The sequence below is a fragment of the Desulfonatronum lacustre DSM 10312 genome (assembly GCF_000519265.1).
Classification (GTDB): Bacteria; Desulfobacterota; Desulfovibrionia; order Desulfovibrionales; family Desulfonatronaceae; genus Desulfonatronum; species Desulfonatronum lacustre.
Window position 1 is genome coordinate 917954 of sequence record NZ_KI912608.1, and the last position, 26101, is coordinate 944054.

Sequence of the window (26101 nt, forward strand, 5' to 3'; positions counted from 1 at the left end):
CATGTCCACACCCTCAATTTCCTCGTCACAGCCGATAACGTTCACGCTTTCCGGCGTCCGGCGCGGCTTCCAAAGCTGCCTGCCCCTGGGATTGAGCGTGTTCGCCTACGGCTTGGTCTTCGGCATCCTGGCCGTGCAGGCCGGGATGAGCGCGGCGCAGGCCGGGGCCATGAGCCTGACCACCTTTGCCGGGGCGTCCCAGCTTATGGTGCTGGAGTTCTGGGGACCGGTCCTGCCCTTTTTGGGCATCGTGCTGACAACATTCATCGTCAATCTACGCCACGTACTCATGGGCGCGGCCCTCAGGGATTGGCTGGTCGGCCTTCCCCCTTGGAAAGCCTATGGTTCGTTGTTCTTCATGACCGACGAGTCCTGGGCCCTGTCCATGCGCGAAATGGGTTCAGGCGGACGGGACGCCGCGTTTCTGCTGGGCGCGGGGCTGTGCATTTACCTGTTCTGGTTTTCGGCCACGATTCTTGGTGCATCCAGCGTTTTTTTTCTCGGTACGGCCATGAGCGACCCGGCCCGCTGGGGCCTGGACTTCGCGTTCACCGCCGTGTTCATCAGCCTGTTGATTTTTTTCTGGAAAGGCCGACACGACCTGCCGGTCTGGCTGGTAGCCGCCGCTGCGGCCTGGATCGGATGGGCGCTGCTGCCCGGTAAATGGTACATACTTTGCGGCGGTCTGGCCGGGGGGCTGTACGGGGCATGGCGACATGGACGCTGATCTCGCCCTTGCGGCCCTGACCGGCGTTTCGAGCCCGAGTTTTTTAGGGGTGTCCGTGGGAGGAGCCGGGGGAGAAGCCTGGGGCGTGTTCTGGGTTTTGCTGGGCATGGCCGCGGCGACCTATCTCACCCGGGCCGCTGGTTTGTTTCTGATCAGCCGGGTTTCGCCCACGCCGCGAGTGGAGGCCTTTCTCCGGCATGTCCCGGCCTCGATCCTGGTGGCCATCGTCGTGCCCAACCTTGTTCAAGGCGGGCCGGCGGAACGGGCCGCCGCCGGAATCACGGCCCTGGTCGCCATCCTGACCCGCAACCTGATCGCCGCCCTGTTCGCCGGCGTCCTGGCCGTGGTCGCGTTGCGGGGAGTGATATAGTGATCTTACCGCGGTGTCGGAATCGGTATCGGAATCGGTATCGAACTCAGGTTATTGGCATACAAACAATATCGATTCCGATACCGACACCGACACCGACACCGAAAGAGAATTGTTGAATTGGAAATGGTATTACCCATGACCACCATCCCCACCCTGACCGCGATTTGGCATAACGCCATTGCCGACATTGATCCCGATGCCTGGAACAGGCTGTGTTCCGGTCGGGATGTTCCTTTTTTGCGCTGGGAGTGGCTGCATTTATTGGAAGCGTCCGGTAGCGTCGGCTCTGAAAGCGGCTGGCAGCCGTGTCACCTGACGATTCACGATCAGGGGCGGATGGTCGGGGCCGCGCCGCTGTATTTGAAAACGCACAGCGACGGGGAGTTCGTCTTTGATCATGCCTGGGCCCATCTGGCCGCGAGCATGCGGGTGCGCTACTACCCCAAACTGGTAGGCATGAGTCCGTTCAGTCCGGTCACGGCTTATCGCTTTCTGATGGCCGGGAACGTGAATCAGGCCAAGTTGAGCGCGGCCATGATTCTGGAAATCGAGAACTTTTGTCGGCGACGCGGGGTGTCCGGGTGCGGGTTTCACTTCGTGACCACCAACTGGGGGCGAATTCCGGAAAGCCTGGGTTACAAGGTCTGGGTGCATCAGGGGTTCGTCTGGCTGAATCCCGGCTTCACTTCCTTTGACGAGTATCTGAACGGGCTGAAGGCCAATCAGCGCCGCAACGTACGTCGGGAGCGCGACCGTCTGGTCCGGCGCAAAATCACCACTCAATGCCTGTTCGGTCGGGAGATTCCGGAGTCCTATTTCGCCCTGATGTACGAACTGTATGCCCGGCACAACGATCGGTTCGGGCAGTGGAGCTGCAAGTTTCTGACCCCGGCCTTTTTTCAGGGACTCCGGAAAACCTTTCGTGACAACCTGTTGATCATCGCGGCCTTCGAACCGGATGAACCTACTCCCATGGCCATGTCGCTGCTCATCACGGACGGGGACCGGCTCTACGGGAGATACTGGGGCACGTGGCGGGACGAAGAGTTCCTGCATTTCGAACTGTGCTACTACAAGCCCATGGAATGGATGATTAGGAAAGGAATCCGGCTCTTTGACCCGGGCATGGGCGGCGTGCACAAGGCGCTGCGCGGATTCGTCTCCGCGCCCAATTACAGCTTGCATAAATTTTTCGATCCCCGGCTGCACGGAGTGATGGAATCCACCATTTCGGAATACAACCAGATGGAAATGCGGGACATCGCCGCCCTGAACAGCATCCTGCCCTACAAGCGACGAGGGTGAACGGGGGGATACATCGGATCGGTATTGAAATCGAAATCGTGGTCGAAATCGAACGTCATATCCAAGAAGATGGCGTAATCACCGAGTGATGCACAATTTTTTCCAGATTCCGTTTTCGATTTCGATTTCGATCGCGATTTGGATTATTGATGAGAACAGATTTGCCCTGATCATTTCCTGGCCGCATTTACATTTTGATCATAACAGATTAGGAGAGGGCGCTGCATGTTGTCCATTATTCCTTTCTATCTTTTCTTTGTTCCGCTGACCATTTTCTTCGCGATCGTCGTCATAATCGCTTCTTTTTTCGACCGTAGCGGAAATCTTTCGAACCGGATCAGTATCTTCTGGGGCGGGCTGGTTTGCCGGTTGGCCGGGGTCACGGTGCATGTGGACCGCGGAGATTTCGATCCGGATGGAAAGTATATCCTGATGGTCAATCACCAGAGCTGGTTCGATATTCCGGTGTTGCTGGCGGCCTTAAAAGGGCATCAGTTCCGGTTCGTGGCCAAGAAAAGCCTGTTTCGCATCCCCTTTTTCGGTCAGGCCATGTCCCGAATCGGGTACATCGGCATTGACCGGGAAAATCCTCGCCGCGGGATCAAGAGCATTCAGGAAGCCATCGCCAAGTCCGACCACGCCTCCATTCTTATTTTTCCCGAAGGCTCCCGCTTCGAAAAGCTTGGGAGCTTCAAAATCGGGCCGATGATCCTGGCCATCAAAAGCGGACGTCCCGTGGTGCCGGTATTGATCTCCGGAACCTACGCCGTGCTCCCGAAAGATTCCTGGCGCATCCGACCGGGTTCCGTCGCGGTGCGGTTCTTTCCCGCCCACGCGATCCAAGACGCCTACACGCTCAAGGAGCGTGAACGACTCAAAGAGGATATATGGAAAATCATGCACGCGCACTCCAAGGAGACTGACGAATGGTTGGACAAGAAACGTCCGTGACCCTGACCCCTCTGGGAGGGTTGGGCGAGATCGGGATGAACTGCATGCTGCTGGAGTCCGCCGACGGCATGATCATTATCGATTGCGGACTGATGTTTCCCAGTGACTTTCATTACGGCGTGGACGTTCTGATCCCGCGCTTCGAAACCATCCTGGCCCGGAAGGACAAGCTCCGGGGCATCGTCCTGACCCACGGCCACGAGGACCATATCGGAGCCTTGCCTTGGCTGCTGCCCTACGTGGACGCCCCGCTGTTCAGTTCCGAGTTTACTCTGGCCCTGCTGGAGAACAAGCTGCGTGAGCACAACCTGAACAAATACGTGGATTTTCGCCGGGTGAACAGCAACGACTCCGTGGAGTTGGGGCCATTTACCGTGCATTTTTTCCAGGTCTGTCACTCCATCATCAACGGTTACGGCCTGGGCATCGAAACCCCGGTGGGCCGGATCGTGCACAGCGGCGACTTCAAGATCGACCCCACGCCCATGGACGACCAGTTTACCGACCTGGAAGCCTTTGCCAAATTTTCCGAACCCGGCGTGCATCTGCTGCTTTCCGACTCCACCAATATTGAACGGGAAGGGGCGACCTTGACCGAGCTGGAGATCAAGGGTGCACTGGAGCGGGTCTTCCGACAAACCGAAGGCCGGATCATCATCACCTTGTTTTCCAGCCATATCCAGCGGATGCAGGAAGTCTTCGACCTGGCGGCCTTGACTGGAAGAAAGGTCGCCGTCAGCGGACGCAGCCTGGTGAACAACATCGCCCTGGCTAAGGACCTCGGGTATCTGCGCTTGGCCCCGGACGCTCTCTGTTCTCTGGACGACATCGAGGACCTGCGCGACGATCAACTGGTTCTACTGGTCACCGGCTCCCAGGGCGAACCCCTGTCCGTGCTCAGTCGGATCGCCCAGGGAGAACACCGCCAGATCAGCATCCGTCGGGGAGACCTGGTCCTGATGTCCTCACGGATCATTCCGGGCAACACCAAGGCCATTTCGCGGCTGATCAACAACTTGTACCGCCTGGGCGCGGAAGTGCTGTACGAAAAGGTCCAGGGCATCCACGCCTCGGGCCATGCCCACCGGGACGAATTGGTCACCATGCTGAACACGGTCAAGCCCAAATTTTTCGTGCCCGTTCACGGGGAATACCGGCACTTGGTCAAACACTGTCAACTGGCCCGGGAGTGCGGAGTGGCCCCGGAGCGGGCCATCGTCCTGGACAACGGACAACCATTGACGTTTTTCGAGCGCGGGATCCGCTTCGACGATCGCATCCGGGTGGATTCGACCCTGGTGGACGGCAAAGGCGTCGGCGACGTGGGCGCCAGCGTGCTCAAGGAGCGCAAACTGCTGGCCGAGGAAGGCCTGGTGGTGGTGCACGTGGTCATCGACCAGGAGACGGGACACATTCTGGTCGGCCCGGAATTGATCTCCAAGGGGTTTGTCTTTGAACAGCAGTTCGAGCACGTCCTGGATGATTCCAAGTGCCTGATCCTGGACGTGTTCGAGTCCAATCCCAAGGCCTCACCCAAAAAAAACGCGGAACGCATCCGCGTGGTCCTGCGCAACTTTTTCCGCAAGGTCCTTCACCGCGATCCCGTGGTTTTGCCCGTGGTGGTCGGGGTGTGAGGGACGAATTCAAAAACGGGAGTTTTTTATGCGAGTCGTGCGAGTGCAGTATGCGGGGAAGACGTTTTACGCCACCCTGGAGCCGGACCATGTGCTGTGTCTGAACAGGGACATCGGGTTGAATGATCCGATCCCTCTGGACCAGGTGGTCTTGCTGCCTCCGGTCGCGCCCAGCAAAATCATCTGCGCGGCCTTGAACTACCATGCCCATGCCGAGGAAATGGGCAAGACCGTACCGGAGGAGCCGGTATTGTTCTTCAAGCCGCCGTCCTCGATCATCGGTGCGTGGCAGTCCATTGTCCTGCCGTCGCAATCCTCACGGGTGGATTATGAAGGGGAGTTGGCCGTGGTCATCGGCAAACCGTGCCGCCGGGTCGGCGTGGCCGAGGCCTCGGAATACATTTTCGGCTACACCTGCGCCAACGACGTCACGGCTCGGGACCTGCAGGCCAAGGACGGTTTGTACGGCCGCGCCAAGGGCTTCGATACCTTTGGCCCCATCGGGCCCTGGATCGAGACCGAGGTGCCGGACCCGGCCGCATTGACCCTGACCACCCGGGTCAACGGCGAGGTCCGCCAGGAAGGCAGTACCGGCGACATGATTTTCAGCGCCTGGGAGTTGCTCAGCTTCGCCTCCAGCGTGATGACCCTGCTGCCCGGAGACGTGATCCTGACCGGAACGCCGCCCGGAATCGGACCGATGCGTCCGGGCGATGAAGTTCAGGTGGAAATCTCCGAGGTGGCCCTGCTGACCAACACCGTGGTGGCGGAGCAGGCTCAGGAATCGGAATTCACGGTCATTCAATAACCATGATTGGATAGGGAGTCGAACGTGGGTTTTCTTTCCGCGAGCACGGGACTGACCAGATACCGTCTGCCGGACGAGGTCGGGGACGACGTGCTTTCCGATGTCCAGCTCAGGCTGAAACGGTTTGCCTTCGTGGACATCGACCAGAGCATGGAGGAGCGGTCCTTCGGCTGGGTCTGCTTCGACGACCTGTTGGACGCGGAGTGGACCACGGCTGGTCCGGAAAAAGGACCGTACTTGGCCTTTTCCCTGCGCCTGGACACCCGGCGCGTCCCTCCGGCGGTGTTCAAGAAACATTGGATGATCGCCCTGCGGGAGCGGATGGCCCAACTGGTCGCGGAAGGCAAGAAGTTTCTGAGCAAGGACCAAAAAACCGAACTGCGCGATCAGGTCCGGCAACGCCTGCTGATGCGCAGTCTGCCCATCCCGGCGGTGTTCGACGTGGTCTGGAGCGTACGGGACAACCGGGTGTATCTGGCCACCACCAATACCAAGGTCCGCACCCTGTTCGAGGAACTGTTCGCCCGAACCTTCGATGCCGAGCTGGAGCCGCTGACTCCGGTGGTTCTGGCGCTGGAACTCCTGGGAGAAGCGGCGGAAGGTCGGTTGACCGGATTTGAGGGATCGATGTTCGTTCCGATCCGTCGAGCCGCCGTGGAGACAGCCCGAGAGGCTTTTGGGCAGGCCGCCGCGCGGCGCGAAAGTGACCGCGTTCGCGACGCATCCGATGAAGAAGGGGAGGGCGTGTCGTGAGTCTGGAAACCATCAAAGCCAAGGACCTGGCTCTGGGGCAGGAATTTTTGACCTGGATCTGGTTTCGCAGCGAACGCAGCAACGGCCAGTGGCAAACCACGGACGGCATCCCCTTTGGCCTGACCTTCGAGGGCCGAGTCATGGTCCAAAGTGGTGAAGGCGAATACCTGGAAACCGCGGTCAGCAGCGGCCCCGGCGCGGAACTGCACGAGGCAAAAAGCGGTTTGTTGCGCGGCAAGAAGGTGCATCAGGCCAAGCTGCGCGTGGAAGAGGACGGCCACGGCTGGCAGGTAACGGTAAAGGCCGAGGATTTTTCCACGGCCGGCTTCAAGACGCCCAAGGTGGAGTTTCGCCTGGAAGAGGGCCAGGACCCGGACGGTCCGTTCCTGGAGAAGATGTACCTGTTGGAGCGGGCCTTGTTCTTTTTTGACCAGATGTTCTTACAATTTTTAAAATTGCGGTTTTCCTCCGAATGGAGCGACGAATTGAACGCCGTTCGCCGGTGGGTCGACACGACCTCCGGTTCCACTCCGTAACCCCAAATCAGCCGTTGCCCAAACGACCCTTCACAGGAGCATATTGTATGTCCGATTCCCAGATGGAGCAGAGCTTTGCCGAGATGTTCGAGGCCTCTGAAATGGAAATGAAGCCCGACCTGCGCGTGGGCGACCGGATCAAGGGGCGGATCATCGCCGTCAGCGAGGAAATGGTCTACGTTGACACCGGAACCAAAAGCGACGGGGTGATCGAGAAGCAGGAACTCCTGGACAAGGACGACGTATTCTCGTTGCGGGAAGGCGATGAGGTTGAATTGTTCGTAGTGGCCGTCCAGGGCGGCCAGATCCGCCTGGCCAAGGCCCTGAGCGGAGAAGGCGGCCTGGAACAATTGCGGCAGGCCATGGAAGAAGGCATTCCGGTGGAAGGCAAGATCAAGGAAACCTGCAAGGGCGGGTTCCGGGTCCGGATTCTGGACAAGACGGCCTTCTGTCCGCTCAGCCAGGTGGACCGTCGTCCCGTGGTGGATCCGGAAGCCCTGGTGGGCGAAACCATGCAGTTTCTGATCACCAAGGTTGAGGAGCGCGGACGAAATATCGTGGTGTCCCGCCGGGCGCTTTTGGATCTGGAATTGGCCGAGACCTTGGCCGAATTTCTTAAAAAAGTCTCGGTCGGGGATCTGCTCCAGGGCACGGTATCCCGGTTGGCCCCTTTCGGTGCGTTCGTGGAATTGGCCCCGAGTCTGGAAGGGCTGGTGCACGTCTCCGAACTGGGCTGGTCCCGCAATGTTTCTCCGGAAGACGTGGTGTCCGTGGGCGACCAAGTCACGGTCAAACTGCTCAAAGTCGACGACCAGGGCAAGGGAATCCGCCTGGAATTGTCCATGAAACAGGCCATGGAAGACCCGTGGAGCCGGTTGGCCGACGAGGTCCGGGTGGGGGCCAAGCTGAGCGGACGGGTGACCAACCTGGCCCCGTTCGGTGCGTTCATGGAAATCGTTCCCGGAATCGAAGGCCTCGTGCATGTGAGTGAGATGAGCTACCTGAAGCGGGTGCACAAGCCCGGAGACATGGTGGCCGTGGGCGACAGCGTCCCGGTGATGGTTAAGTCCATTGATCCGCAAACCCGGCGCATCGCTTTGTCCATGCGCGACGCCGAGGGCGATCCCTGGGAGGGAGTGGCCGAACGATTCAAGAAAGGCCAGATGATTCAGGGGACCATGGAAAAGCGGGAAAAATTCGGCATGTTCGTCCGGCTCGAGCCCGGAGTCGTGGGCCTGTTGCCCCTTTCCCGTCTGGAACGCGCCGAGGACGAGGCCTATGCCAAGGCCAAGCCCGGAGACGTGCTGTCGGTTGTCGTCGACGTCGTGGACGTGGACAAGCGTCGTATCTCCTTGGCTCTGCCCGGTGCCGACCAGGGCGAGGACTGGCGTGGCCACGCGGCCCAGGAAACGGCTCCCATGGGGTCATTGGGCGAGCAGTTGAAAAAGGCCATGGAGGCCAAGGAAGAGTAAAGAGGGGAGGCGCGGGCTATTGTTTAGGAGATGCTCGGGGTTGAAATCGAAATCGGTATCGTAACTATTCAGCATAGAGTAATGCCGTTGTCGGGGTCGGTATCGGGATCGAAAACGCTGGGTAGCGTTCAAATTTTTCCTGTTCCGATTCCGATTCCGATAGCGACCCCGACTCCGATTGCCGGAGCAAGGGCGGAAACAAAATGTGCTGAATAGATACTCGGTATCAAAGCTTTTTTTGATTTCGATACCGATTTCGATTTTGTCGGCAAAGTGGAGCTATGCTGGCAGGACGACCTCGAAGACACACCCACGCGGGGTGTTGGGCAGGACCCTGATCGTCCCCTGGTGCTCCCCGACGATGGACTTGGCGATGGTCAAACCCAGGCCGGTCCCGCCTTTCTTGCGGGAAAAGTAAGGCTCGAAGATGTTTTGCATGTCGTCGACCTGACTGAGACCCTGCCCGTTGTCCTGGAACTCGATGCGCACCGACTGATTTTCCGGGTCGTGGCTGAGCCGGGTTCGTACTTCCGGTTGGTCCTGATCCTCCAGGGCCTCCACGGCGTTGGTCAGCAGGTTGATCCAGACCCGGCGCAGGGCTTCGGGGTCGAAACGTACCAGGGGAATCGGGCCGTCCACGTCCAGGGTCCATTTGATGCGCACATGGCTGTTGCGGAACATGTCCACGATTTCCTCCAGATGCGGCTCCAGGGCGTTCTCGAAGGCCCGGACCTCCGGCAGCTTTGCAAAGGAAGAAAACTCCTGAACCATGCGCTGGAGATGTTCTACCTGGCGAATAATGATTTTGGTACACTGGTCAAAGACGGTTCGGTCGTCCACCTGGGCGGCGAACTTGCGCTCCAACCGCTGAGCTGAAAGCTTGATGGGCGTCAGCGGATTCTTGATTTCATGGGCGATCCGACGAGCCACATCCTTCCAGGCGGCTAGGCGCTGCATCTTCTCCAGTTCCGTGACGTCCTCGAACACCGCAATGACCCCGCCCTGATCCTGCAGGTGGACGATGTTCACCAACAGCTTGATTTCCCTGGACCCCATGCGCAGATCCAATTGCCGCTGCCATTTGGCCCGGGGGTGGACGTGCAGGTGCTTGATCACGCCCTGGAGCATGCCCAGATAATCCTGATGCAGAAACTGGTTGGGCGTCTTGCCCAGGATTTGCCGGGAGTCGAAATTCAGGATCGCCTCGGCGGCCTTGTTCACCGTGCTCACCCGTCCGTCCGGGCCGATGGAGACCACTCCGGAAGTGATGTTGTCCAGTACGGCCTCCATATACTGGCCCCTGGTCTCCAATTCCTGGTTTTGATCTTCCAGGCGGGCGTTGGCCTGGGTCAGTTTAGCCCGGCTGGACTCCAGATCCCGGACCATATGGTTGAAGGACTGAACCAGCATGCCCAGTTCGTCCTTGGCGTCATCCTGGAGGCGAAAGGCCAGGTCCCCCTCGGCGATGCGCTGGGTGCCCAGAGCCAGGGCCTGGACCGGGGCGGAAAGTTCCTTGGCCAGGCGAAAGCCGAACCAGGTCGCGGCAAGGACGATCAGCAGGGTGGTCAGCCCCAGGACCAAGTAGAGCGTCACCTTCAAGGGATACTTCAGGGTTTGCAATTTTTTGTATTCGTCCACGCCCCGGACGATCTGGCGCAACTTGAACAGCAGCCCCTCGCCCAGGCTGTCGCCCAGGACCAGATAGCCGGTCCGCCCGCCGTCCACAGGCAGCACTCCCACGACCAGATCGGAACTGGGTCCGGGATGAATGGCGGAGAGAATCCGGGGGGAGTCCAGCAGGGATTCCAGGTTCATCTCCGTGCGGACGCTGGGCCAGGCCGCGGCCCAGTCCTCGTTGGCGTGCCAATTCTGCTCGGTCAGCCCCGGAGAGAGGACGCCGGTCAGCCCCAGCCCGTATTCCTGGCGTTTTTCGTCCAGAAAGGCGTGCATGGGCCGTCCGCCCCAGGAATATTGGCGTTCTCGGATATGGTTGACCAAAAATTCACCGCGCTGCTCCAGACGTTCCTGAGCCGAGGAATAAAAGGATTGGCCGACGGTCAGGGCTTGTTCCAGGGATTTTTCCATCTGCCCTTCGAACCAGAAGTCCACGGATGTGCGCACGAAGATCAGGGAAATCAGAAATAGCAGAACCGTGGGGACCAGGGAGAGGGACACGAAGGCCAGGACCAGTCGAGTGCGCAGCCGGACCCCGATGACCTTGCGTCGTCGCTCCAGGATGAGCTTGACCACGTTTCTGGCCACCAAAAACAGGACGACCAGCAACAGGATGAAGTTCAGGTTGTACAGGGCGAAAAAAACGTAGGAGTCGACCCGCAGGAAATTGAGCTGCACCCAGACCAACACGACCACGGCAATAAAACCGAACAGTGCCAAGTACAACTCACGCTGCCGGCGTTTGCGTTGGACCCTGTCCGGAACGCTGATCTTGATCGGGTCGGGGGAAGGCGAAGGTTCGGGCATGGGCGGTGAGTGCGCGGTCAACCTTGGACGATGGGTGCGCGGGTCACCCTTGAGCGACGAGCGCGGTCAACCATGACCGACGGCGCTCAAGGGACGGAGAATTCCAGTTCATAGCGAATCGGGGTCATCACTTCCCAGGACCAAAAGAAGAGCACGCGGCGCATCCACACGGGGATGTCCCGGCGATCCAGGGTGACTTCCAATTCCATGTGATAGGTCTGGCCCGGAACCAGCATGGACCATTCGCCCATTTCCAGGCTGATCTCCCGCCAATGTTCGGTGATCAAGTCCTTGAGTTCCTTGGCCTTGACCAGATGTTCCTTCTGGGGCAACGTCAACTCGTATTCTTGAGTCAACGGGTTCCATTCCAAGACATGCTCAAAGATCTGTTCGTGAAGGATTCTGTTGGGCAAGAATAAGCGCTTGGAGATCAGACGGGCGGTCCCTTCCAACCAGAGGTCGACTCCTTCGTGCAGGACCGCGGCGACGGGTTCGGGCTGTTCCAGACGCAACCCGAAGCGGAGATGAATTTTTTCGGCTTGGCTGTCCACCACCAAGTTGTCCAGAGCCAGCAACGTGGCCCCCATGCCGGGGATCGGAATTGCGACCACGGTCAGGACCAGCAGACAACTCAGGATAAAATGGCGAATATGGAGCATCAAATGGGGGATGGATGATATTTGAGGAGAAGCCCTGCGCATCAAGATGATCCTCTACCCTTATTGGCATGCCTTTGACAACCAGCAAGGCTTTGTTTAGCGGAGCGCATATGCAACTGAACGAACATGACGGCAAGACACTCTTCGAGGAATCGGGCGTTCCCACGCCCAAAGGCCTGTTGCTTTCTCCCGACGATTTGACCGAAGGGCGACGCTTGGAACTGATGTCCCGGTTGGTCGGAATACCCTCGCCCTGGATGCTCAAGGTTCAGGTGCTCTCCGGCGGACGCGGCAAGCAAGGGGGGATCGTCTCCGTGGACTCCCTTGAAGAATTGGTCACCAACGCCGAGGGCCTGTTTCAAATGATCGTCAGTGACCGGAAGGTTCCGTTGCTGCGTATTGAACAACGGGCGGACATCGCCCGGGAATTCTATCTCAGCCTGACCCTGCATCGGGAGTGGGGCTGCCCGGTGCTGACCATCGGCCGTCGGGGCGGAGTAGATGTGGAAGCCATCGGCGCCGAGGATCCGGAAAATCTTTTCATTCAGAAAATCAATCCTTTGGCCGGGTTGATGGATCATCACATTCGCGCGGCATTTTTTCATTTGGGACTGGACCGAGACGCGATCAAGGCCTTTTGGCCGGGCTTTCAAACTCTGGTGCGCAACCTCTGGAACTGCTTCCTGCGCAACGGTTTGCTGCTGGCGGAAATCAACCCCTTGGTGCTGACGGGGGACGATCGCTGGCTGGCCCTGGACGGCAAGGTGGAGGTGGACGACAACTTGGCGGATCAGCGACCGGAGTTGCGGCGCTATGAACGGGACCTCTACTTCAGCGATCAGGAGTGCAGGGCCAGGCAGGCTGGATTGAGCTATCACCGCTTCGGCGGCCGGGTGGGTCTGATGGTCAACGGGGCCGGGCTGGCCATGGCCACCATGGATCTGCTTACCTTTTCCGGTCTGGAGCCGGCAAATTTTCTCGACCTGGGCGGAGGCGCCGGTCAAAAGGCCATGGACGCGGCCATGGCCATCCTGCTCGACGATCCTCAGGTCGAAGCCGTGTTGATCAACCTGTTCGGTGGCATCCTTTCCTGTGAAAAGGTGGCCGCGGCCTTGAAGAACGCCCTGGGCGGCCGCCCGCCGTCCAAATCGGTGGTGGTGCGGCTTTCCGGGCATGGGGCAGAGGCCGGTTGTGCTTTACTGGCGGACGTGCCCGGAAACACTTTGCATGTGACCGACGACTTGAGCCAAGCCCTGGCCGTGTTGAAGACGCTTGTCCCGAGTCGGACTCCGGTCGCGGAGGCAACCGGCGGATCGGGCTCTGGTTTGTCCACGGCGTCCTTCACGGGGGCATCGTCCATCCCCGTCGCCGAAAGTTTACCTCGTGACCGGCCCTTCGGCCTGAATGCTTCCTCCCAAGTTTTGGTGCAGGGGCTGACCGGAAGGGAAGGGCAGCGCCATGCCGCCCTGATGCAGGAATATGGAACCCTGGTTGTGGCCGGAGTGACGCCCTTCAAGGGCGGGGAGAACGTGCTCGGGCTGCCGGTCTATTCCAGCGTGGCCGCGGCGGTGTCCAAACACCGGATCGACGTCTCCATTATTTTCGTTCCCGCCGCGGTGGCCGCGGACGCCATCCTGGAGGCGGCCCAGGCCGGAGTGCCCTGGATCGTCTGCATTACCGAGGGCATTCCCCAGATGGACATGCTCCGGGTGCTCAAGCAGCTCGACGGCTCGCCCAGCAGGTTGGTCGGTCCCAATACTCCCGGCCTGATCGTGCCCGGTGAGATCAAGGTCGGGATCATGCCCGGCCATATCTTCACCCCCGGGCCGGTGGCCGTGCTCTCCCGCAGCGGCACGCTGACCTATGAAACCGTGCACCGCCTCTCAGCGGCCGGCATCGGCCAATCCGTATGCATCGGCGTGGGCGGAGACCCCTACGTCGGTTTGGGGTTGACGCCCTGCGCCGAGTTGGTGATCGCTGATCCCCGGACCGAAGCCGTGTTGATCCTGGGCGAGATCGGCGGTCGGGCCGAAGAGGAAACCGCCGAGCACCTGCGGACCATGGGCTGGAACGGACCGATCCTGGCCTTCATCGCCGGACGGACCGCCCCCGAGGGCAAGCGTCTCGGCCATGCCGGAGCCATTCTGGAAAAGGGCGGCGGCGGCATCCAGGCCAAACTCGATCGCCTCCAGGCCGCCGGCGTGACCCTCTGCACGAATCTGGACGACATCGCCCGGCTGACCGGGGAGGCATTAGAAATAGGGCGCGGATGAAAGCCATAGCCTGTCTGGCGGTGGGGCGGTTGAAAACGCCGCACTGGGTGCGGGCCGCGGAGCACTACGCGACGTTGATTGGGCGGTTCGTCCGGTTTGAACGTGTGGAGGTCAAGGACGCTCCGGGCCACTTGACCCTGGAACGGCGGATCGACATGGAGAGCAAGGCACTGCTGGCCAAACTGGGACCCAAGGACCGGGTCCTGGGTTTGGACGCGGCGGGACGGGGGTATTCATCGGAAGCCTTTGCTACGGCCCTGGAAGCATGGTGGGAAGACCCGGTGCGCCGACCTTGTTTCGTGCTGGGCGGCGCCTTCGGCTTTTCCGGAGAGTTTCGGGAGCGCTGCGATCAATTGATCAGCCTGAGTCCCATGACCTTGCCCCATGAACTGGCCCGTGTGGTGCTTTTCGAACAGGTTTACCGAGCCCTGACCATCCAGCGGGGGACGGGCTATCACCATTGAACGGTTGGGAAGGAGATATTCCATGAGACGGCATTGGATGCCCTTGGTCATCGGGGCGGGTCTGCTCGTTCTGGGACTTGCCGGTTGCGCCTCTCCGTCGTTGCAGCAAGGCCGTATCGGCAATCTGGAGTATGCCCTGGTGGAAGTCCGCGACCGCCAGGACCGACTGGCGGATGAATTCCGGGAACGCCTGGACTCCATGGAGCTGTCGCTGTTGCAACAGGAACGCTTTCTCCAGGATGTCTTGGCCGCGCAAGATCCGACCAAGTCGGTCGTCGAGGAAACTTCCCGAAGCACTCCGAAGTCCGCGGATGCAATGACGCCGCCCTCCGCAACGCCTTTCGAGGCGGACCAGACAGAGGCGGTTCCAGCACTACGGACGCCTTCCGAACCCGCATCCGTTCCTGGACCTCGCCTGACTCCGGAACCCGAGGTCCGACCCTCGCCGACTCCCAAGCCTCAACCGTCCGCTTCAGCCGATTCACGGGATCAAAACGAGGCCAAGGAACTGTACGATCAGGCCTTGGCAAAATATTATCGAGGCGAATACGCCCAGGCCCGTGCGGACTTTTTCACCTTTCAAGAACGTTTTCCGAACCACCCCCTGGTGCCCAACGCGCTGTATTGGCAAGCGGAAACCCACTACGCCCAAAAGCAGTTCGCACAGTCCATTCTGGTCTTCAAGGAACTGAGCCGACGGTTTCCCAAAAGCGCCAAGGCTCCCGACGCCCTGCTCAAGGCCGGGTTCGCCTATGAGCAGTTGGGGGACTATCCCAACGCCCGCTTTCATCTCCGGATCGTCATCGACGATTACCCCGACACTCCGGCCTCTCGGTTGGGCCGTGAGCGCCTGCCACAACTGCCGACCACCGCTTCGTGAGCCGAATACGCCTGAAAGCGCACCCGGATATGGACCCGGATCGTCGCGACGAATATCTGGCCAGCTTGGCGCTACGCAACAGCAGCGGCCTGGGGCCGCGGACCTGGAAGCGTCTTTTGGAGCATTTCGGGCGGGCCGCCGTGGCTGTCGAACACGCCGGGCAATGGCATGACCTCGGGCTGGCGCGGAAAAATCAGGTCCGGGAGTTTCTGGCCGGTTCCTGGCGAACGGCCGCGGAGCAGGAGGCCCAGGACGCCCGGAACAAGGGCATGGAGGTTCTGCTCTGGTCGGACAGGGACTATCCGGCGTTACTGCGCCGCATCCCCAACCCGCCGGCCTTGCTCTACCTGGCCGGAGATCGCGGTCTGCTCGGTTCCCCGGCCCTGGCCATGGTCGGCTCCCGGAAGTGTTCCCGCTACGGCATGGAAGCCGTGCGCTCCATCAGCCGGGATGTGTCTCGAGCCGGAATCTGCGTTATTTCCGGATTCGCCGCTGGGATCGACCGTCAGGCCCATGTTTCGGCCCTGGAGGAGATCGGCTCCAGCATCGCCGTTCTGGGCACGGGCTTGGATCTATTGTACCCCGCCGCGAACAAGGATCTCTGGCTGCGCCTGCTTCGCCAGGGACTGATCGTGACGGAGTTCGCGCCGGGCACTCGGCCGGACGCGGTCAATTTCCCGCACCGCAACCGGATCATCAGCGGCTTGTGCCTCGGAGTCCTGGTGGTCGAAGCCGCCGTGCGCAGCGGCAGCCTGATCACGGCTTCCATCGCCCTGGAACAAGGACGCGAGGTTTTCGCCCTGCCCGGTCCGCTGAACATGGAGAGCTACAACGGCTGTCACCACTTGATTCGTCAAGGCGCGACCTTGGTCCGGACCGTGGAGGACATTCTGACGGAACTGCGGCCTCAGCTCATCGGCATCAAAGGGTCGGGCGCCCCGGATACCGCCCCGAAGCCTTCGACATCCGATTCTCAAGGCACCGGTTCGGACAAGCCCATGGACCCGCCCAACCTCTTTTCCAAAGAAGTATCCGGCGACTCTCTCATGGTCTCCTCGACCTCCAAGCCCGACAACCACTTCGCATCGGCGGATGAAAGTTGTTGGGAGACGTTGAATCCGGAAGAAGAACGATTGGTCAAATTTCTTGAGCACCGGGGCAGGGTGCACATCGACGACATTTGCAACGGACTTGATGATGAACCCTCGCGAATCAGTACGCTCTTGCTGCTTCTGGAAATGCGTTCTCTTGTCAGGCGATATCCGGGGATGTACTATTCGCTGTGCGGACGATAAACGTTTTTTTTCCGGTCGGCGTTGTTCACCGATCCTGGTCTTGACACCCAGACGACAAGGCGCGACTCTATTTATGCAAAAAATTCCATTAAATCTGGCCAAACCGGGCATGAAGCTGGCCAAGCCCATCCTCCGGGAAAACGGATTGGTATTGGTGGCCGAAAACACCGAACTTTCCGAGTCATTGCTGGAACGGCTGGAACGCATGGACGTGGCCATGATCACGGTCCAGGGCAATCCGGTGGACCTGGGAGGAGGGGGGAAGAATCCGTATACCATTCGGGTCGAGCGACTGGATCATTTGTTTCGCAAGCACGGCGACGATCCCTGGATGGTCAAGCTCCGGGCCCATCTGAAAGATTATTTTCTGCTCAAGGCCGCCAGCGCTACAGTGATCGCTGAATCACCGGAGCAGACCCTGCCGGCTGAACAGAAGGAACAGGGGGGCGCGGCATGAGCGAAGATCTGCGCACCGAGCGCAAGGGGCAATTGCTGGCGGTCAAGGATCTGCCCACGTTGCCCACGGTGTTGGAAGAAGTTTCCAAACTCCTGGAAGATCCCAACTCCTCAACCCAGCAGATCGCCAAACTGATCTCCCGGGACCAGGTGCTCTCGGCCAAGGTTCTGAAGATGGTCAATTCACCGATTTACGGGTTCCCCGGGCGGATCAGCACCATTCAACACGCCTTGGTCCTACTGGGGTTCAACGTCATCAAGGGGCTGATCATCAGCACCTCCGTATTCGAGTTGATGACCACTTCCATGGTCGGTCTGTGGGAACACAGCGTGGGGTGCGCCATGGCCTGCAACGCCATTGCTCGGGAGGCCGGGTTCAAGGAGCCCGAAGAATATGCCGTGGCCGGTCTGCTGCACGACCTGGGCAAGGTCATCGTGGCTCTGCAATTGCCGACGGCCAAGGCGGAGATCGACGCCGTGGTCCGCCAGGATGACGTGCTTTATCTGGACGCGGAAAAGAAGGTGCTCGGCTTCGGCCATGACCGAATCAACTCCTGGGTCGCGGATCACTGGAACCTGCCCGTGAACCTGAAGATCGGTATTTCCGGTCATCACCGTCCCGTTGCCGCGCAACATTATCCAAAAATGGCCTGCGTGGTGCACGTGGGCGACTTTTTGATTCGAACCCTGGAAGTCGGCTCCGGTGGCGACGACTTGGTACCCCGCCTCGATTCCGAAGCCCTGGCCTTGTTGCAGTTGGACATGAGCCAACTGGACAAGGTCTTGGACGTCATGGTCGCGGAAATCGAAGGTGACGGGCTGTCCATGGGGTTGGGCTAACCGTGCTGTGCGGGCGCAAGCTGCGTTTTTTCCTGGTTTGCGCGGATCGGGACCGGGTGGAGTTTTTCCAAAGTCTCTGGCCGTCGGACCAGGTGGAGTGGACGGTGTTCCAGCGCGGTCCCATGGCTCTGGAACAAGTCTTCAACGCCCCGCCGGACCTGCTCCTGGTGGACGACGACCTGCCCCAACTCTCCGGGCCGACCCTGGTGAACATGGTCAAGAGCGAGAATGTCTATCGCCAGTTGCCCGTGGTTCTTTGCCTGACCGAGGAAAAGCCGCTGGAAAACATGGATTTTCATGCGGTGGAGATGGATGACTTTCTTCTCTATCCCATCTCGCCCCTGGAAGCTCGGTCCCGTCTTAGCCTGACCCTGCATCGCGCTTCCCGCGAACTGGACGCCAATCCACTGACCAAGCTGCCCGGCAATACCTCCATCATTCAGCGCATCCAGGATTTGATCGACCGCAAGGAACCTTTTGCCCTGGCATACGTGGACCTGGATCACTTCAAGTCTTTCAACGACAAATACGGTTTTTCCCGGGGGGACGAGGTCCTGATGATGACCGCCCGGGTCATCGTGAACACCATCCGCTCCTTTGCCGGAAAACTCACCTTTGTAGGGCACGTGGGCGGAGACGATTTTGTCTTCATTCTGCCCCCGGACGCGGTGGAGTTCGCCTGTCAACGGGTCGTGGAGAGCTTCGACGGCATCGTCCCTCATTTTTACGACCAGGACGACCAGGAGCGCGGCTATATCCTTTCCACGGACCGCAAGGGCGCCTTGCAGCGTTTTTCCATGATGTCCGTATCCATCGCCGTGGTCTTCAACACCGACGGCCGACTCAAGCACTTCGGAGAGGCCTCGCAGATCGCCATGAACCTGAAGAAAAAGGCCAAGTCCATCCCCGGCAGTTCCTATGTCCTGGATCGCCGACAAGAATGATCTGTCCTCCTACGGGCGGATGTTCATGGCCCATTTGGGCGTGGAAAAAGGCTATGCCGAAGCCACCCTTGCCGCGTATGGGGTGGACCTGCTCCAGTTCGAGCATTTTGTCCGGGAGAAAGGCCTAGTCCCCGAGGCCCCGGAAAGCATTACCCGGGACACGGTGCGCGGCTACCTGGCCGATCTGCACCGCCGAGGCGTCAAACGCAGCTCCGTGGCCCGCAAGCTGGCCGCTCTGCGCTCCTACTTCCGCTTTCTGATCCGTCAGGACATTCTCCGCGTCAGCCCCTGCGCCGCCATCATCAATCCCAGGCAGGACGTTCGTCACCCGACCACTCTGAACGTGGATCAGGCCCTGCGCTTGGTGGAGGCCTCTCAGGAGCCGGATCCCCGTTCGCTGCGGAACATGGCTCTGCTGGAACTGTTGTATGGATCGGGGTTGCGGATCAGCGAGGCCCTGGGGCTGGACCTGTACGACGTGGACATGAACCAAGGCATGGTTCGCGTTCTGGGCAAAGGGGCCAAGGAACGCCTAGCGCCCATGACCGAGCCCGGAGTGGAGCGGATGCGCGTCTACCTGGAACACAGGGGGGCGTTTGGCCCTAAACCGGAGGAACGGGCCGTCTTTCTGGGGATGCGCGGCGGCCGGTTGAACCGGCGCGAGGCCGCTAAAATCGTGGATAAGATCGCGGCCCAGGTCGGGCTGGAACGCCGGATCAGCCCCCACGTCCTGCGCCACAGTTTTGCCTCCCACCTGCTGGAATCCGGGGCGGACTTGCGCAGCGTCCAGGAACTCTTGGGCCATGCCCGGCTCAGCACCACACAGCGCTACACCCATCTGGACCTGGCCCGGATCGTCCAGGTCTACGATCAGGCCCATCCTCTGGCCGGAAACAGCGGGGGAGGGGAGGGGGAAGGGTGAAGATGGAGGGCACCCCCGCGTGCCTGCCCTGCGGAACCTACCTCCCTGGGCGGGAAGTGGCCAGAAGATAGACTTCGTGCGGGTCGAGGATCAGGACCACGCTGCCGTCGCCCATGATCGTGGCCCCGGAAATGCCGTCGATGTCTCCCAGGTACGTGCCCAGCGGTTTGATGACCACTTCCTGACGTTCCAGCAAGCGATCCACCACCAAGCCCAAACGGCGATCGTTGTCCGTGATCACCACCACCGGGAGAATCTCCCGTTGGCTGTTGTTCTTGGGCAGGCCGAGCAGGTCGGTCAATTCAACGATGCCCAGCACCTCGTCCCGCAAGGTGACCGCCTTGCGGCCGCTGACGTCGGTGAGAGTCTCGGTCTCGATTTTGGTCGTCTCGGATACCGCGTCCAGGGGGATGGCGTATGTGGCCCCGGCCACGGTGACCATCAGGGCGTCGATAATGGCCAGGGTCAAAGGCAGGACCAGGGTCATCTTCGAGCCCTTGCCCAGTTCCGAGGTCACGTTGACCGTGCCCTTGAGGTTCTTGATGTTGGTCCGGACAACGTCCATGCCCACGCCCCGACCGGAAATGTCCGTGATTTTCTCGGCCGAGGAGAACCCCGGAGCGAAAATCAGCTCCACGGCCTCCCGGTCGTCAAGCCTGGCGGCCTCCTCCTCGGACATCAGTCCTTTTTTCACCGCCACCTTGCGCATTTTCCCCGGATCAATGCCTCGGCCGTCGTCTTCCACCTCAATGGCCACGGAATTGCCCTTGTGGTAGGCGCGTAGCCAAACCCGTCCGGTGGGCGGCTTGCCCGCGGCGACACGCTCTTCTCGTCCTTCCAGCCCGTGGTCCATGGAATTGCGGATCAAGTGAACCAGAGGGTCGCCGATGACTTCCACGATGCTCTTATCCAACTCGGTTTCCTCGCCCTCGGTGATCAGCTCCACGTCCTTGCCGCTTTTGCGGCTCAGGTCTCGAACCAGTCGGGGAAACCTGGAGAACACCGCGCTCACCGCGACCATGCGCACCTGCATGATGGTGTCCTGAAGATCGTCGGAAATTCTGGCCATGGCGTAGGTGGATTCGGTCAACTGCTGGGCGACCTGTTCCACTTGGTCCGGATTTTCCTCCAGGGACTTGGACAACATGGCGAAGCGGTTGCGGTTGATGATCAACTCGCCGATCAGGTTCATCAAATGATCCAGCCGTTCGTGGTCCACCCGGATGGTGGTGGACGTCTTGGGCTTGGGGGGAGCGGTGGAATCTTGACGTGAAGCCGGCTGCTCGGCGGAGGCTTCAGGGGAAGAGGGGGGGGGCGAGTCCGGAGTCTCCGTCCGGTCGTCGTTGGTGTTTGAAGCAGGCGTGGCGGCGGCTGCCTCGGGTTTCGGCGAAGGCGCGTCCCAGGAGGAAGTGCTCGCTACGGGCTCATCTTGAGACGGTTTTGGGGCTTGGGATACGGCTTCTTGTTGTTCACCGCCGGATTCTTCAAGTCGTGCTTCAGGTTGCGGCTGAGAAGAAGCGTCGAAAAGCGTATGCTTGTTCAAAACCGCCTCGACCATGTCCGCAATGATCTCCTTTTCCTGGTTGAGCAGGTCCAGGAACAGCTCGAATCCCATGTCCGCGCCGCGGGCCTGGTCCACGAGCTTGGCCGTGCGCTCGGCGTAGACGTTCAAGTCGTCGTAGCCCATGTAGTTGGAGGAATTCTGGAGGGTCAGCAATGAGCGGTACAGGCCGTCAATGGAATCCCGATGGGCGGGATTCTCGGCCAACAGACCCAACGCCATGCGCATGTTTTCCACCTGTTGACGAGCGGTTTCGCGAAAAATAGCGAAGTCTTCAGGATCCATCCCGTTCGGAACCACTGAGGGGGGCGCTGTGTTGTTGGAGGAAGGGGCTTGAAGCGGCTGGTCATGGGGGAGGGGGGCGACGTCCTCAACTTGGGCCGATACGTCCGGTTGTTCGTCCATGCCCGCATCTCCCAGGCGGGCTTGGTACAGCTTGGCGATCATCGGCTGAACATCCGTCGCGGTAACGGTCATGGACTCGGCGTCCACCTTGGCCACCAAACCGTCGACTTGGTCCGTGGCGGCCAGGAGCAGGTCGATCAGATCCCGCTCCAGGGCGATCTCTCCTTTGCGGACTTGGCCCAACAGGCTTTCAGCCTCATGGGCCAGAGCGTTGAGCTCGGAAAAACCCAGCAGGCCGCTGTTTCCCTTGAGGTTGTGCATGTAGCGGAAAATATCGTTGATCAACTCGTCTTTTCCTTCCGGAGTCCGCTCCAACTCCAAAAGAGACTGGTTCAGGTTGGTGACGATTTCCTGGGCCTCTTCCAGAAAGTCCGCCAAGTGTTCCGCGCTGACCGCGTTCAAGGCATAGGTGTCCGAGGATGCCGGATGTCTGGCTGATGGGCCGTTTTCCGAGTCCGTCGAGGCTTGAGGTGGTGAGTCCGCTGGGGATTTCGGAGATGGTGCCGAGGGCGATGAGTTTTTCGGAGCCGTGGTTTCCTGAGAGACAGGCGCGGACGGGGCGCCGCCGCCTTCCAAAACGCCATTGATGCGAGCGATGATCTCCCGTGTTTCCACGTCGCCTTCCAAGCCGCTGATCTCCAGGTTGTCGATCATCGTTCGCAAGGCGTCGGTGGTCGCCAGGATGATGTCCATGATGTCGGGAGTGACCTGGAACTTGCCCTTGCGCAGTTCGTCCAGGATGTTCTCGGCCTTGTGGGCCAAATTGTTGATTTGAGGCAGGCCCAGAAAACCGGACGCCCCTTTCAGGGAGTGCATCGGCCGGAATATGGCATCCAAAAGCCCCACGTCCCGCGGCTGTTTTTCCAGAAGCAGCAGGTTGGGCTCAATGGTTTCCAGATGTTCCTTGGCCTCGATGATGAAATCGGAGAATATTTCCGGATCCGAGAACTCTTGGTTCATTCGCGCACCTCTTGAAGGGGAAAAGGGAGAGGTTGGCTGAGTGTTGAGAAAACCTTATCCGTCAGTCCGTTCAAAAACCCCAAGTGCAAGAAGCAAAAAAAGTTCAAGGTCGAAGCGTATTTATTGATATGTGAGAGTTTGAACTTTTTGTAGCGACGCAGCAATTGGGAGTTTTTCAACGGACTGTTGGGCTATCCCAGAAGCATTTTTACGTTGCGGACCAGTTTGTCGGGCTGTGCCGGCTTGACCATGTACAGATTCGCGCCCAGGCCGATCCCTTTTTGAATGTCTTCTTCCTGACCTTCAGTGGAGAGGACGATGATCGGGATATCGCGAAAAATATCTTGTTCACGGATATTCTTGATGAAAGTAAAGCCGTCCATCCGCGGCATATTGATGTCGCTGATGATCAGGTCCAGTTCACCGGCGGAAAAGAGCTTTTCCAGGCCGTCCATGCCGTCCTCGGCCATGGTCACCCGGAAGCCTTCCCGTTTCATGATGAAGGCGACAAGATTGCGAACCGTTTTGGAGTCGTCGACGATGAGAATATGCTTCACGAAAAACACCTCATGATTTCACCAGGGATTGAACAAGATGGTCCAGGGAGAGAATGCTGATCAGGCGCTGATTTTCGGAACGAATCAGACCGCAGATCATCTCGTTTTGTACGCCCAGCAAGGACTCCACCGCCCAATCAATGCGCTCCTGCTTGACTCGGTGCATGGTGGAGACGGCCTGGATTTGCAAGCCGACCTGCAAGCCCCCGTGACGACAGACGATGATGAACAGATCGTCCCCTGGAGGCAGACGGAGCAGATTGCGCAGGGAAACCAGGGGGGTGACCCGCCCCCGCAGATTGACCACGCCGGAAAGAAACGTCGGCGCGGAGGGCAGCTTGGTCGCCTCCACGGATCGGATGACTTCCTGGATCACCTCAATGGGGAGGGCATAATCCTGATCCGCTAGACGAAAACCGATCAACTGCAGTTCAGGCTGTTCGCGCAGTGCTTTTTGCAGTTCCGCCGGATCCGAACCCATGGACGAACCTCGCGGGTCCGTCGAGCCTTCGGTCCCGGAGGCTACACCGGTTGGAGGCGTCGGCCCGGCCATGACCTGTTCCGGATTTACGGTCTGGATCGCCGGTTCGTGGTCACCGGAGGGGCTCCCGAAACCGAGATATTTGCGTAAGAAAGCCTGTTCCGCGCTGGTCAACTCCTCGCCGTCGCGGGGGGCCGCGATGTTGTCGGGCAGCAGCGGCTGATCCTTGAAATATTGTTCAAGCGTTTTCATTGGCGGTCAACTCCCTGGCCAGTTGTCGGTAGGCCTGCGCCCCCTTGGAGGATGGGGCGACGCCCAGGATGGTTTTCCCCAAACCACTGGCTTCCCGAAATTTGGTATCCATGGGGATGATGGTTTCGAACATCTTGGAAGCCGCCTTTTGGCGCAACAAGCGCAATACCCGCTGACAAGCCCCGGCCCGGCGGTCGAACATGGTGGGTAAAATTCGAAAATCAATGGGTTTGGGCAAGGCTTTGTTCAGAGTCTTCATGGTCGCGAAGATCAGGCGCACGCCGTGCAGGGCCAGAAAATCCGTCTGCATGGGAATGATCACCAGATCGCAGGCTACCAGGGCGTTGACCAGCAATATGCCGACATGAGGCGGACAGTCCAGGACCACGTAATCATATCGGTTCTCCAGGTGGCCCATGCATTGCTTCAGGATCGCGCCCTTGCCCGCCCGGTCCCGGAGGTCCATCTCCAGTTCGGAGAGTCGAATGTGGCTGGGAGCGGCGTCGAATCCGGCATCGACGGCGGGGGAGATCATCGCGTCCAGGATGGTCGTGCGCTTGCCGGGATCCTCCTCGCGAAACAGGTCGTAGAGGGTCGTGCGCTCCTCTTCGGGATAAAACCCCAGATGGATGCTGGCGCAGGCGTGAGGATCCAGATCCATGACCAGAACGCGACGCCCCGTTTCGCCGAGCGCGGCGGCGAGGCTCAAGGCGGTGGTGGTCTTGCCGACACCGCCTTTCTGGTTGGCCACGGCCAGGACCGTTGGCTTCACGCGGCACCCTGTTTGCGCAGCTCCTTGAGGATCAGCGTGCGCAACGCCTGCCAGTCGTCCTCATAGATGTCCAAAAATTTCAAACCCAATCCATAATCCCGTAGCGGGATTACCTCCTGAACCCTGACCACCTCGGCCACTGCGGTCAAGGATTGGTCCACGTCGCTTTCGAAGACCTTGAAGAAACCAGGATGGTGCTTGTTCAGGCTGGGGATGAAGATGGTCACCTGCAACTTGTCCCCGACGGTGAATCGCCGGGCGCAGTGAACGAGCAGCCCGCCTTCGCTGATGTCCACGGAATGGACTTCGGAAGTAGGCTGGCGTTGCAAGGGGAAGGCAAAAGGCCTGATTTTCACCTCAAACGGTTTGGTCAGCCGGACATGGGCGCGTTTTTCCTCTTCAGTAAGCTCTTCATTAAGCATGCGGGACTCCCTTTCGCATTGATCGTGAATCAATTCATCGCGGCGTCTCGTGGACCGGGTCATGTTTCTTTGTAATAGACGATGCTTCCAGGATGGTGTTTAGGGGTCAGGGTTCTGGAAACATGGTGCAGGGATTCGGAATGGCCGATGAACAGCACGCCGTCAGGCGCCAGATTGTCGTAAAAAGCATTGATTACCCGTTTCTTCATCGTATCGTCAAAGTAGATGATGACGTTTCGGCAAAAAACGATCTCCGAGCGCGGAACCAGTTTCACTTGGCCGCGATCGTTCAGGTTGAGTTGGCCGAAGGTAATCATATTTTTCAAGTCCTGGCGTACCCTGAATCGTCCGGCTTCTTCGGCGAAGTACCGCTTGACGACATCCTCGGGCGTGGTGCGCAGGGCGTAATCGGAGTAGATGCCTTGACGCGCCGTACGGAGGACGGCTTCGGATAAATCATTGGCCGTGATCCGGATGTTCCAGGAGGCGATTTCAGACTTGAGCACCTCATGGATAATGATGGCCAGGGTGTACGGCTCTTCGCCGGTGGAACAGCCCGCGGACCAGATGTGCAGGCTGCGTTTCCCTTCCTTGCGAAGTCGCTCCAGTATCCGAGGCAGAACGATGTTCTGAAAGACGTTGAGTTGCGGTGGGTTGCGATAAAAACTGGTTTCATTGGTGGTGATGACCTCGAACAGCCTGGGCAGTTCCTGACGGCGTCCGCCGTCGTATTTCAGAAAGTGAAGATACTCTCCGTAATCCTTCAGGTTCAGATTCTTGACGCGGTTGGAAAGCCTGTTCTCCAGAAGATATTTCCGGTTGTCCGGGATATAAATTCCGCTTTGCGCATAAATGAAATCTCGAAGTTGTTGAAACTCGGCATCCTTGATGTCCACCGTTCCCGCGGCGTTCATTGTT

At 59.5% G+C, this 26101-nt stretch carries 25 protein-coding genes; 17 read left to right on the forward strand and 8 right to left on the reverse strand.

Annotation, left to right across the window (positions count from 1 at the left end; translation table 11 throughout):
- The first annotated feature begins 1 nt into the window (after position 1).
- The 9 genes from DESLA_RS0104355 to DESLA_RS0104395 all read left to right on the forward strand — a co-directional run bounded on the left by DESLA_RS0104355 (position 2) and on the right by DESLA_RS0104395 (position 8559).
- Positions 2 to 727: an AzlC family ABC transporter permease gene (locus DESLA_RS0104355; protein WP_028571517.1), complete on the forward strand. Its 726-nt coding sequence runs from the start codon at positions 2 to 4 to the stop codon at positions 725 to 727.
- On the forward strand, positions 717 to 1097 hold the full coding sequence (locus tag DESLA_RS0104360; RefSeq protein WP_084031879.1) for an AzlD family protein: 381 nt from the start codon (positions 717 to 719) through the stop codon (positions 1095 to 1097). The genes DESLA_RS0104355 and DESLA_RS0104360 overlap by 11 nt, the downstream gene beginning before the upstream one ends.
- Positions 1098 to 1235: 138 nt before the next feature.
- Positions 1236 to 2405, forward strand: coding sequence for a GNAT family N-acetyltransferase (locus DESLA_RS0104365; RefSeq protein WP_051434375.1), 1170 nt, complete (start codon positions 1236 to 1238; stop codon positions 2403 to 2405).
- Positions 2406 to 2630: 225 nt separating this feature from the next.
- Positions 2631 to 3356: a lysophospholipid acyltransferase family protein gene (locus DESLA_RS0104370; RefSeq protein ID WP_028571520.1), complete on the forward strand. Its 726-nt coding sequence runs from the start codon at positions 2631 to 2633 to the stop codon at positions 3354 to 3356.
- Positions 3332 to 4990 carry a ribonuclease J gene (locus DESLA_RS0104375; protein ID WP_028571521.1) on the forward strand — a complete coding sequence of 553 codons (1659 nt, stop codon included), beginning with the start codon at positions 3332 to 3334 and terminating at the stop codon, positions 4988 to 4990. The genes DESLA_RS0104370 and DESLA_RS0104375 overlap by 25 nt, the downstream gene beginning before the upstream one ends.
- Before the next feature lie 28 nt (positions 4991 to 5018).
- Complete coding sequence (locus DESLA_RS0104380) at positions 5019 to 5798, forward strand: fumarylacetoacetate hydrolase family protein (RefSeq protein WP_028571522.1); 780 nt, start codon at positions 5019 to 5021, stop codon at positions 5796 to 5798.
- 24 nt (positions 5799 to 5822) lie between these two features.
- The gene (gene rdgC, locus DESLA_RS18705; protein WP_084031880.1) at positions 5823 to 6551 is read left to right on the forward strand and encodes a recombination-associated protein RdgC; all 729 of its coding nucleotides are present in this window, start codon (positions 5823 to 5825) and stop codon (positions 6549 to 6551) included.
- Positions 6548 to 7087: a hypothetical protein gene (locus DESLA_RS0104390; RefSeq protein WP_028571523.1), complete on the forward strand. Its 540-nt coding sequence runs from the start codon at positions 6548 to 6550 to the stop codon at positions 7085 to 7087. Before rdgC ends, DESLA_RS0104390 begins: the two co-directional genes overlap by 4 nt.
- 47 nt (positions 7088 to 7134) lie before the next feature.
- Positions 7135 to 8559 carry a 30S ribosomal protein S1 gene (locus DESLA_RS0104395; RefSeq protein ID WP_028571524.1) on the forward strand — a complete coding sequence of 475 codons (1425 nt, stop codon included), beginning with the start codon at positions 7135 to 7137 and terminating at the stop codon, positions 8557 to 8559.
- Between the two features lie 279 nt (positions 8560 to 8838).
- On the opposite strand, the gene DESLA_RS0104400 is transcribed toward DESLA_RS0104395, so the two are convergent.
- Positions 8839 to 11040, reverse strand: coding sequence for a sensor histidine kinase (locus DESLA_RS0104400; protein WP_028571525.1), 2202 nt, complete (start codon positions 11038 to 11040; stop codon positions 8839 to 8841).
- Positions 11041 to 11126: 86 nt separating this feature from the next.
- Entirely contained in the window at positions 11127 to 11741 is a 615-nt protein-coding gene (locus DESLA_RS0104405) for a DUF4390 domain-containing protein (RefSeq protein ID WP_028571526.1), read from the reverse strand.
- A 68-nt stretch (positions 11742 to 11809) separates the two neighbouring features.
- Here DESLA_RS0104405 and sucD point away from each other — a divergent pair, with 68 nt between their 5' ends.
- From sucD to DESLA_RS0104445, 8 genes are all read left to right on the forward strand, one after another.
- Entirely contained in the window at positions 11810 to 13972 is a 2163-nt protein-coding gene (sucD, locus tag DESLA_RS0104410; protein ID WP_028571527.1) for a succinate--CoA ligase subunit alpha, read from the forward strand.
- On the forward strand, positions 13969 to 14436 hold the full coding sequence (locus DESLA_RS0104415) for a 23S rRNA (pseudouridine(1915)-N(3))-methyltransferase RlmH (RefSeq protein ID WP_028571528.1): 468 nt from the start codon (positions 13969 to 13971) through the stop codon (positions 14434 to 14436). The genes sucD and DESLA_RS0104415 overlap by 4 nt, the downstream gene beginning before the upstream one ends.
- Before the next feature lie 22 nt (positions 14437 to 14458).
- On the forward strand, positions 14459 to 15316 hold the full coding sequence (gene ybgF, locus DESLA_RS21505) for a tol-pal system protein YbgF (RefSeq protein WP_051434376.1): 858 nt from the start codon (positions 14459 to 14461) through the stop codon (positions 15314 to 15316).
- Entirely contained in the window at positions 15313 to 16611 is a 1299-nt protein-coding gene (gene dprA, locus DESLA_RS0104425; RefSeq protein WP_156932861.1) for a DNA-processing protein DprA, read from the forward strand. Before ybgF ends, dprA begins: the two co-directional genes overlap by 4 nt.
- A 73-nt stretch (positions 16612 to 16684) precedes the next feature.
- Positions 16685 to 17068: a hypothetical protein gene (locus DESLA_RS18715; RefSeq protein ID WP_035261354.1), complete on the forward strand. Its 384-nt coding sequence runs from the start codon at positions 16685 to 16687 to the stop codon at positions 17066 to 17068.
- Positions 17065 to 17907: an HDOD domain-containing protein gene (locus tag DESLA_RS0104435; protein ID WP_028571530.1), complete on the forward strand. Its 843-nt coding sequence runs from the start codon at positions 17065 to 17067 to the stop codon at positions 17905 to 17907. The genes DESLA_RS18715 and DESLA_RS0104435 overlap by 4 nt, the downstream gene beginning before the upstream one ends.
- A 2-nt stretch (positions 17908 to 17909) precedes the next feature.
- On the forward strand, positions 17910 to 18851 hold the full coding sequence (locus DESLA_RS0104440; RefSeq protein WP_028571531.1) for a GGDEF domain-containing protein: 942 nt from the start codon (positions 17910 to 17912) through the stop codon (positions 18849 to 18851).
- Positions 18826 to 19773 carry a tyrosine recombinase XerC gene (locus DESLA_RS0104445; protein ID WP_028571532.1) on the forward strand — a complete coding sequence of 316 codons (948 nt, stop codon included), beginning with the start codon at positions 18826 to 18828 and terminating at the stop codon, positions 19771 to 19773. Before DESLA_RS0104440 ends, DESLA_RS0104445 begins: the two co-directional genes overlap by 26 nt.
- Positions 19774 to 19810: 37 nt before the next feature.
- Here the strand turns inward: DESLA_RS0104445 and DESLA_RS0104450 are convergent, their stop codons facing one another.
- The 6 genes from DESLA_RS0104450 to DESLA_RS0104475 all read right to left on the reverse strand — a co-directional run bounded on the left by DESLA_RS0104450 (position 19811) and on the right by DESLA_RS0104475 (position 26097).
- Positions 19811 to 22699 carry a chemotaxis protein CheA gene (locus tag DESLA_RS0104450; RefSeq protein ID WP_028571533.1) on the reverse strand — a complete coding sequence of 963 codons (2889 nt, stop codon included), beginning with the start codon at positions 22697 to 22699 and terminating at the stop codon, positions 19811 to 19813.
- Positions 22700 to 22890: 191 nt separating this feature from the next.
- Entirely contained in the window at positions 22891 to 23256 is a 366-nt protein-coding gene (locus tag DESLA_RS0104455; protein ID WP_035262437.1) for a response regulator, read from the reverse strand.
- A gap of 10 nt (positions 23257 to 23266) precedes the next feature.
- On the reverse strand, positions 23267 to 23989 hold the full coding sequence (locus DESLA_RS0104460; protein ID WP_028571535.1) for a chemotaxis protein CheW: 723 nt from the start codon (positions 23987 to 23989) through the stop codon (positions 23267 to 23269).
- The gene (locus tag DESLA_RS0104465) at positions 23976 to 24761 is read right to left on the reverse strand and encodes a ParA family protein (RefSeq protein ID WP_028571536.1); all 786 of its coding nucleotides are present in this window, start codon (positions 24759 to 24761) and stop codon (positions 23976 to 23978) included. The genes DESLA_RS0104460 and DESLA_RS0104465 overlap by 14 nt, the downstream gene beginning before the upstream one ends.
- A complete protein-coding gene (locus tag DESLA_RS0104470; RefSeq protein WP_028571537.1) occupies positions 24758 to 25183 on the reverse strand; it encodes a PilZ domain-containing protein in 426 nt (141 codons plus the stop codon). The genes DESLA_RS0104465 and DESLA_RS0104470 overlap by 4 nt, the downstream gene beginning before the upstream one ends.
- Before the next feature lie 59 nt (positions 25184 to 25242).
- Complete coding sequence (locus DESLA_RS0104475; RefSeq protein ID WP_028571538.1) at positions 25243 to 26097, reverse strand: CheR family methyltransferase; 855 nt, start codon at positions 26095 to 26097, stop codon at positions 25243 to 25245.
- Positions 26098 to 26101: the final 4 nt, after the last annotated feature.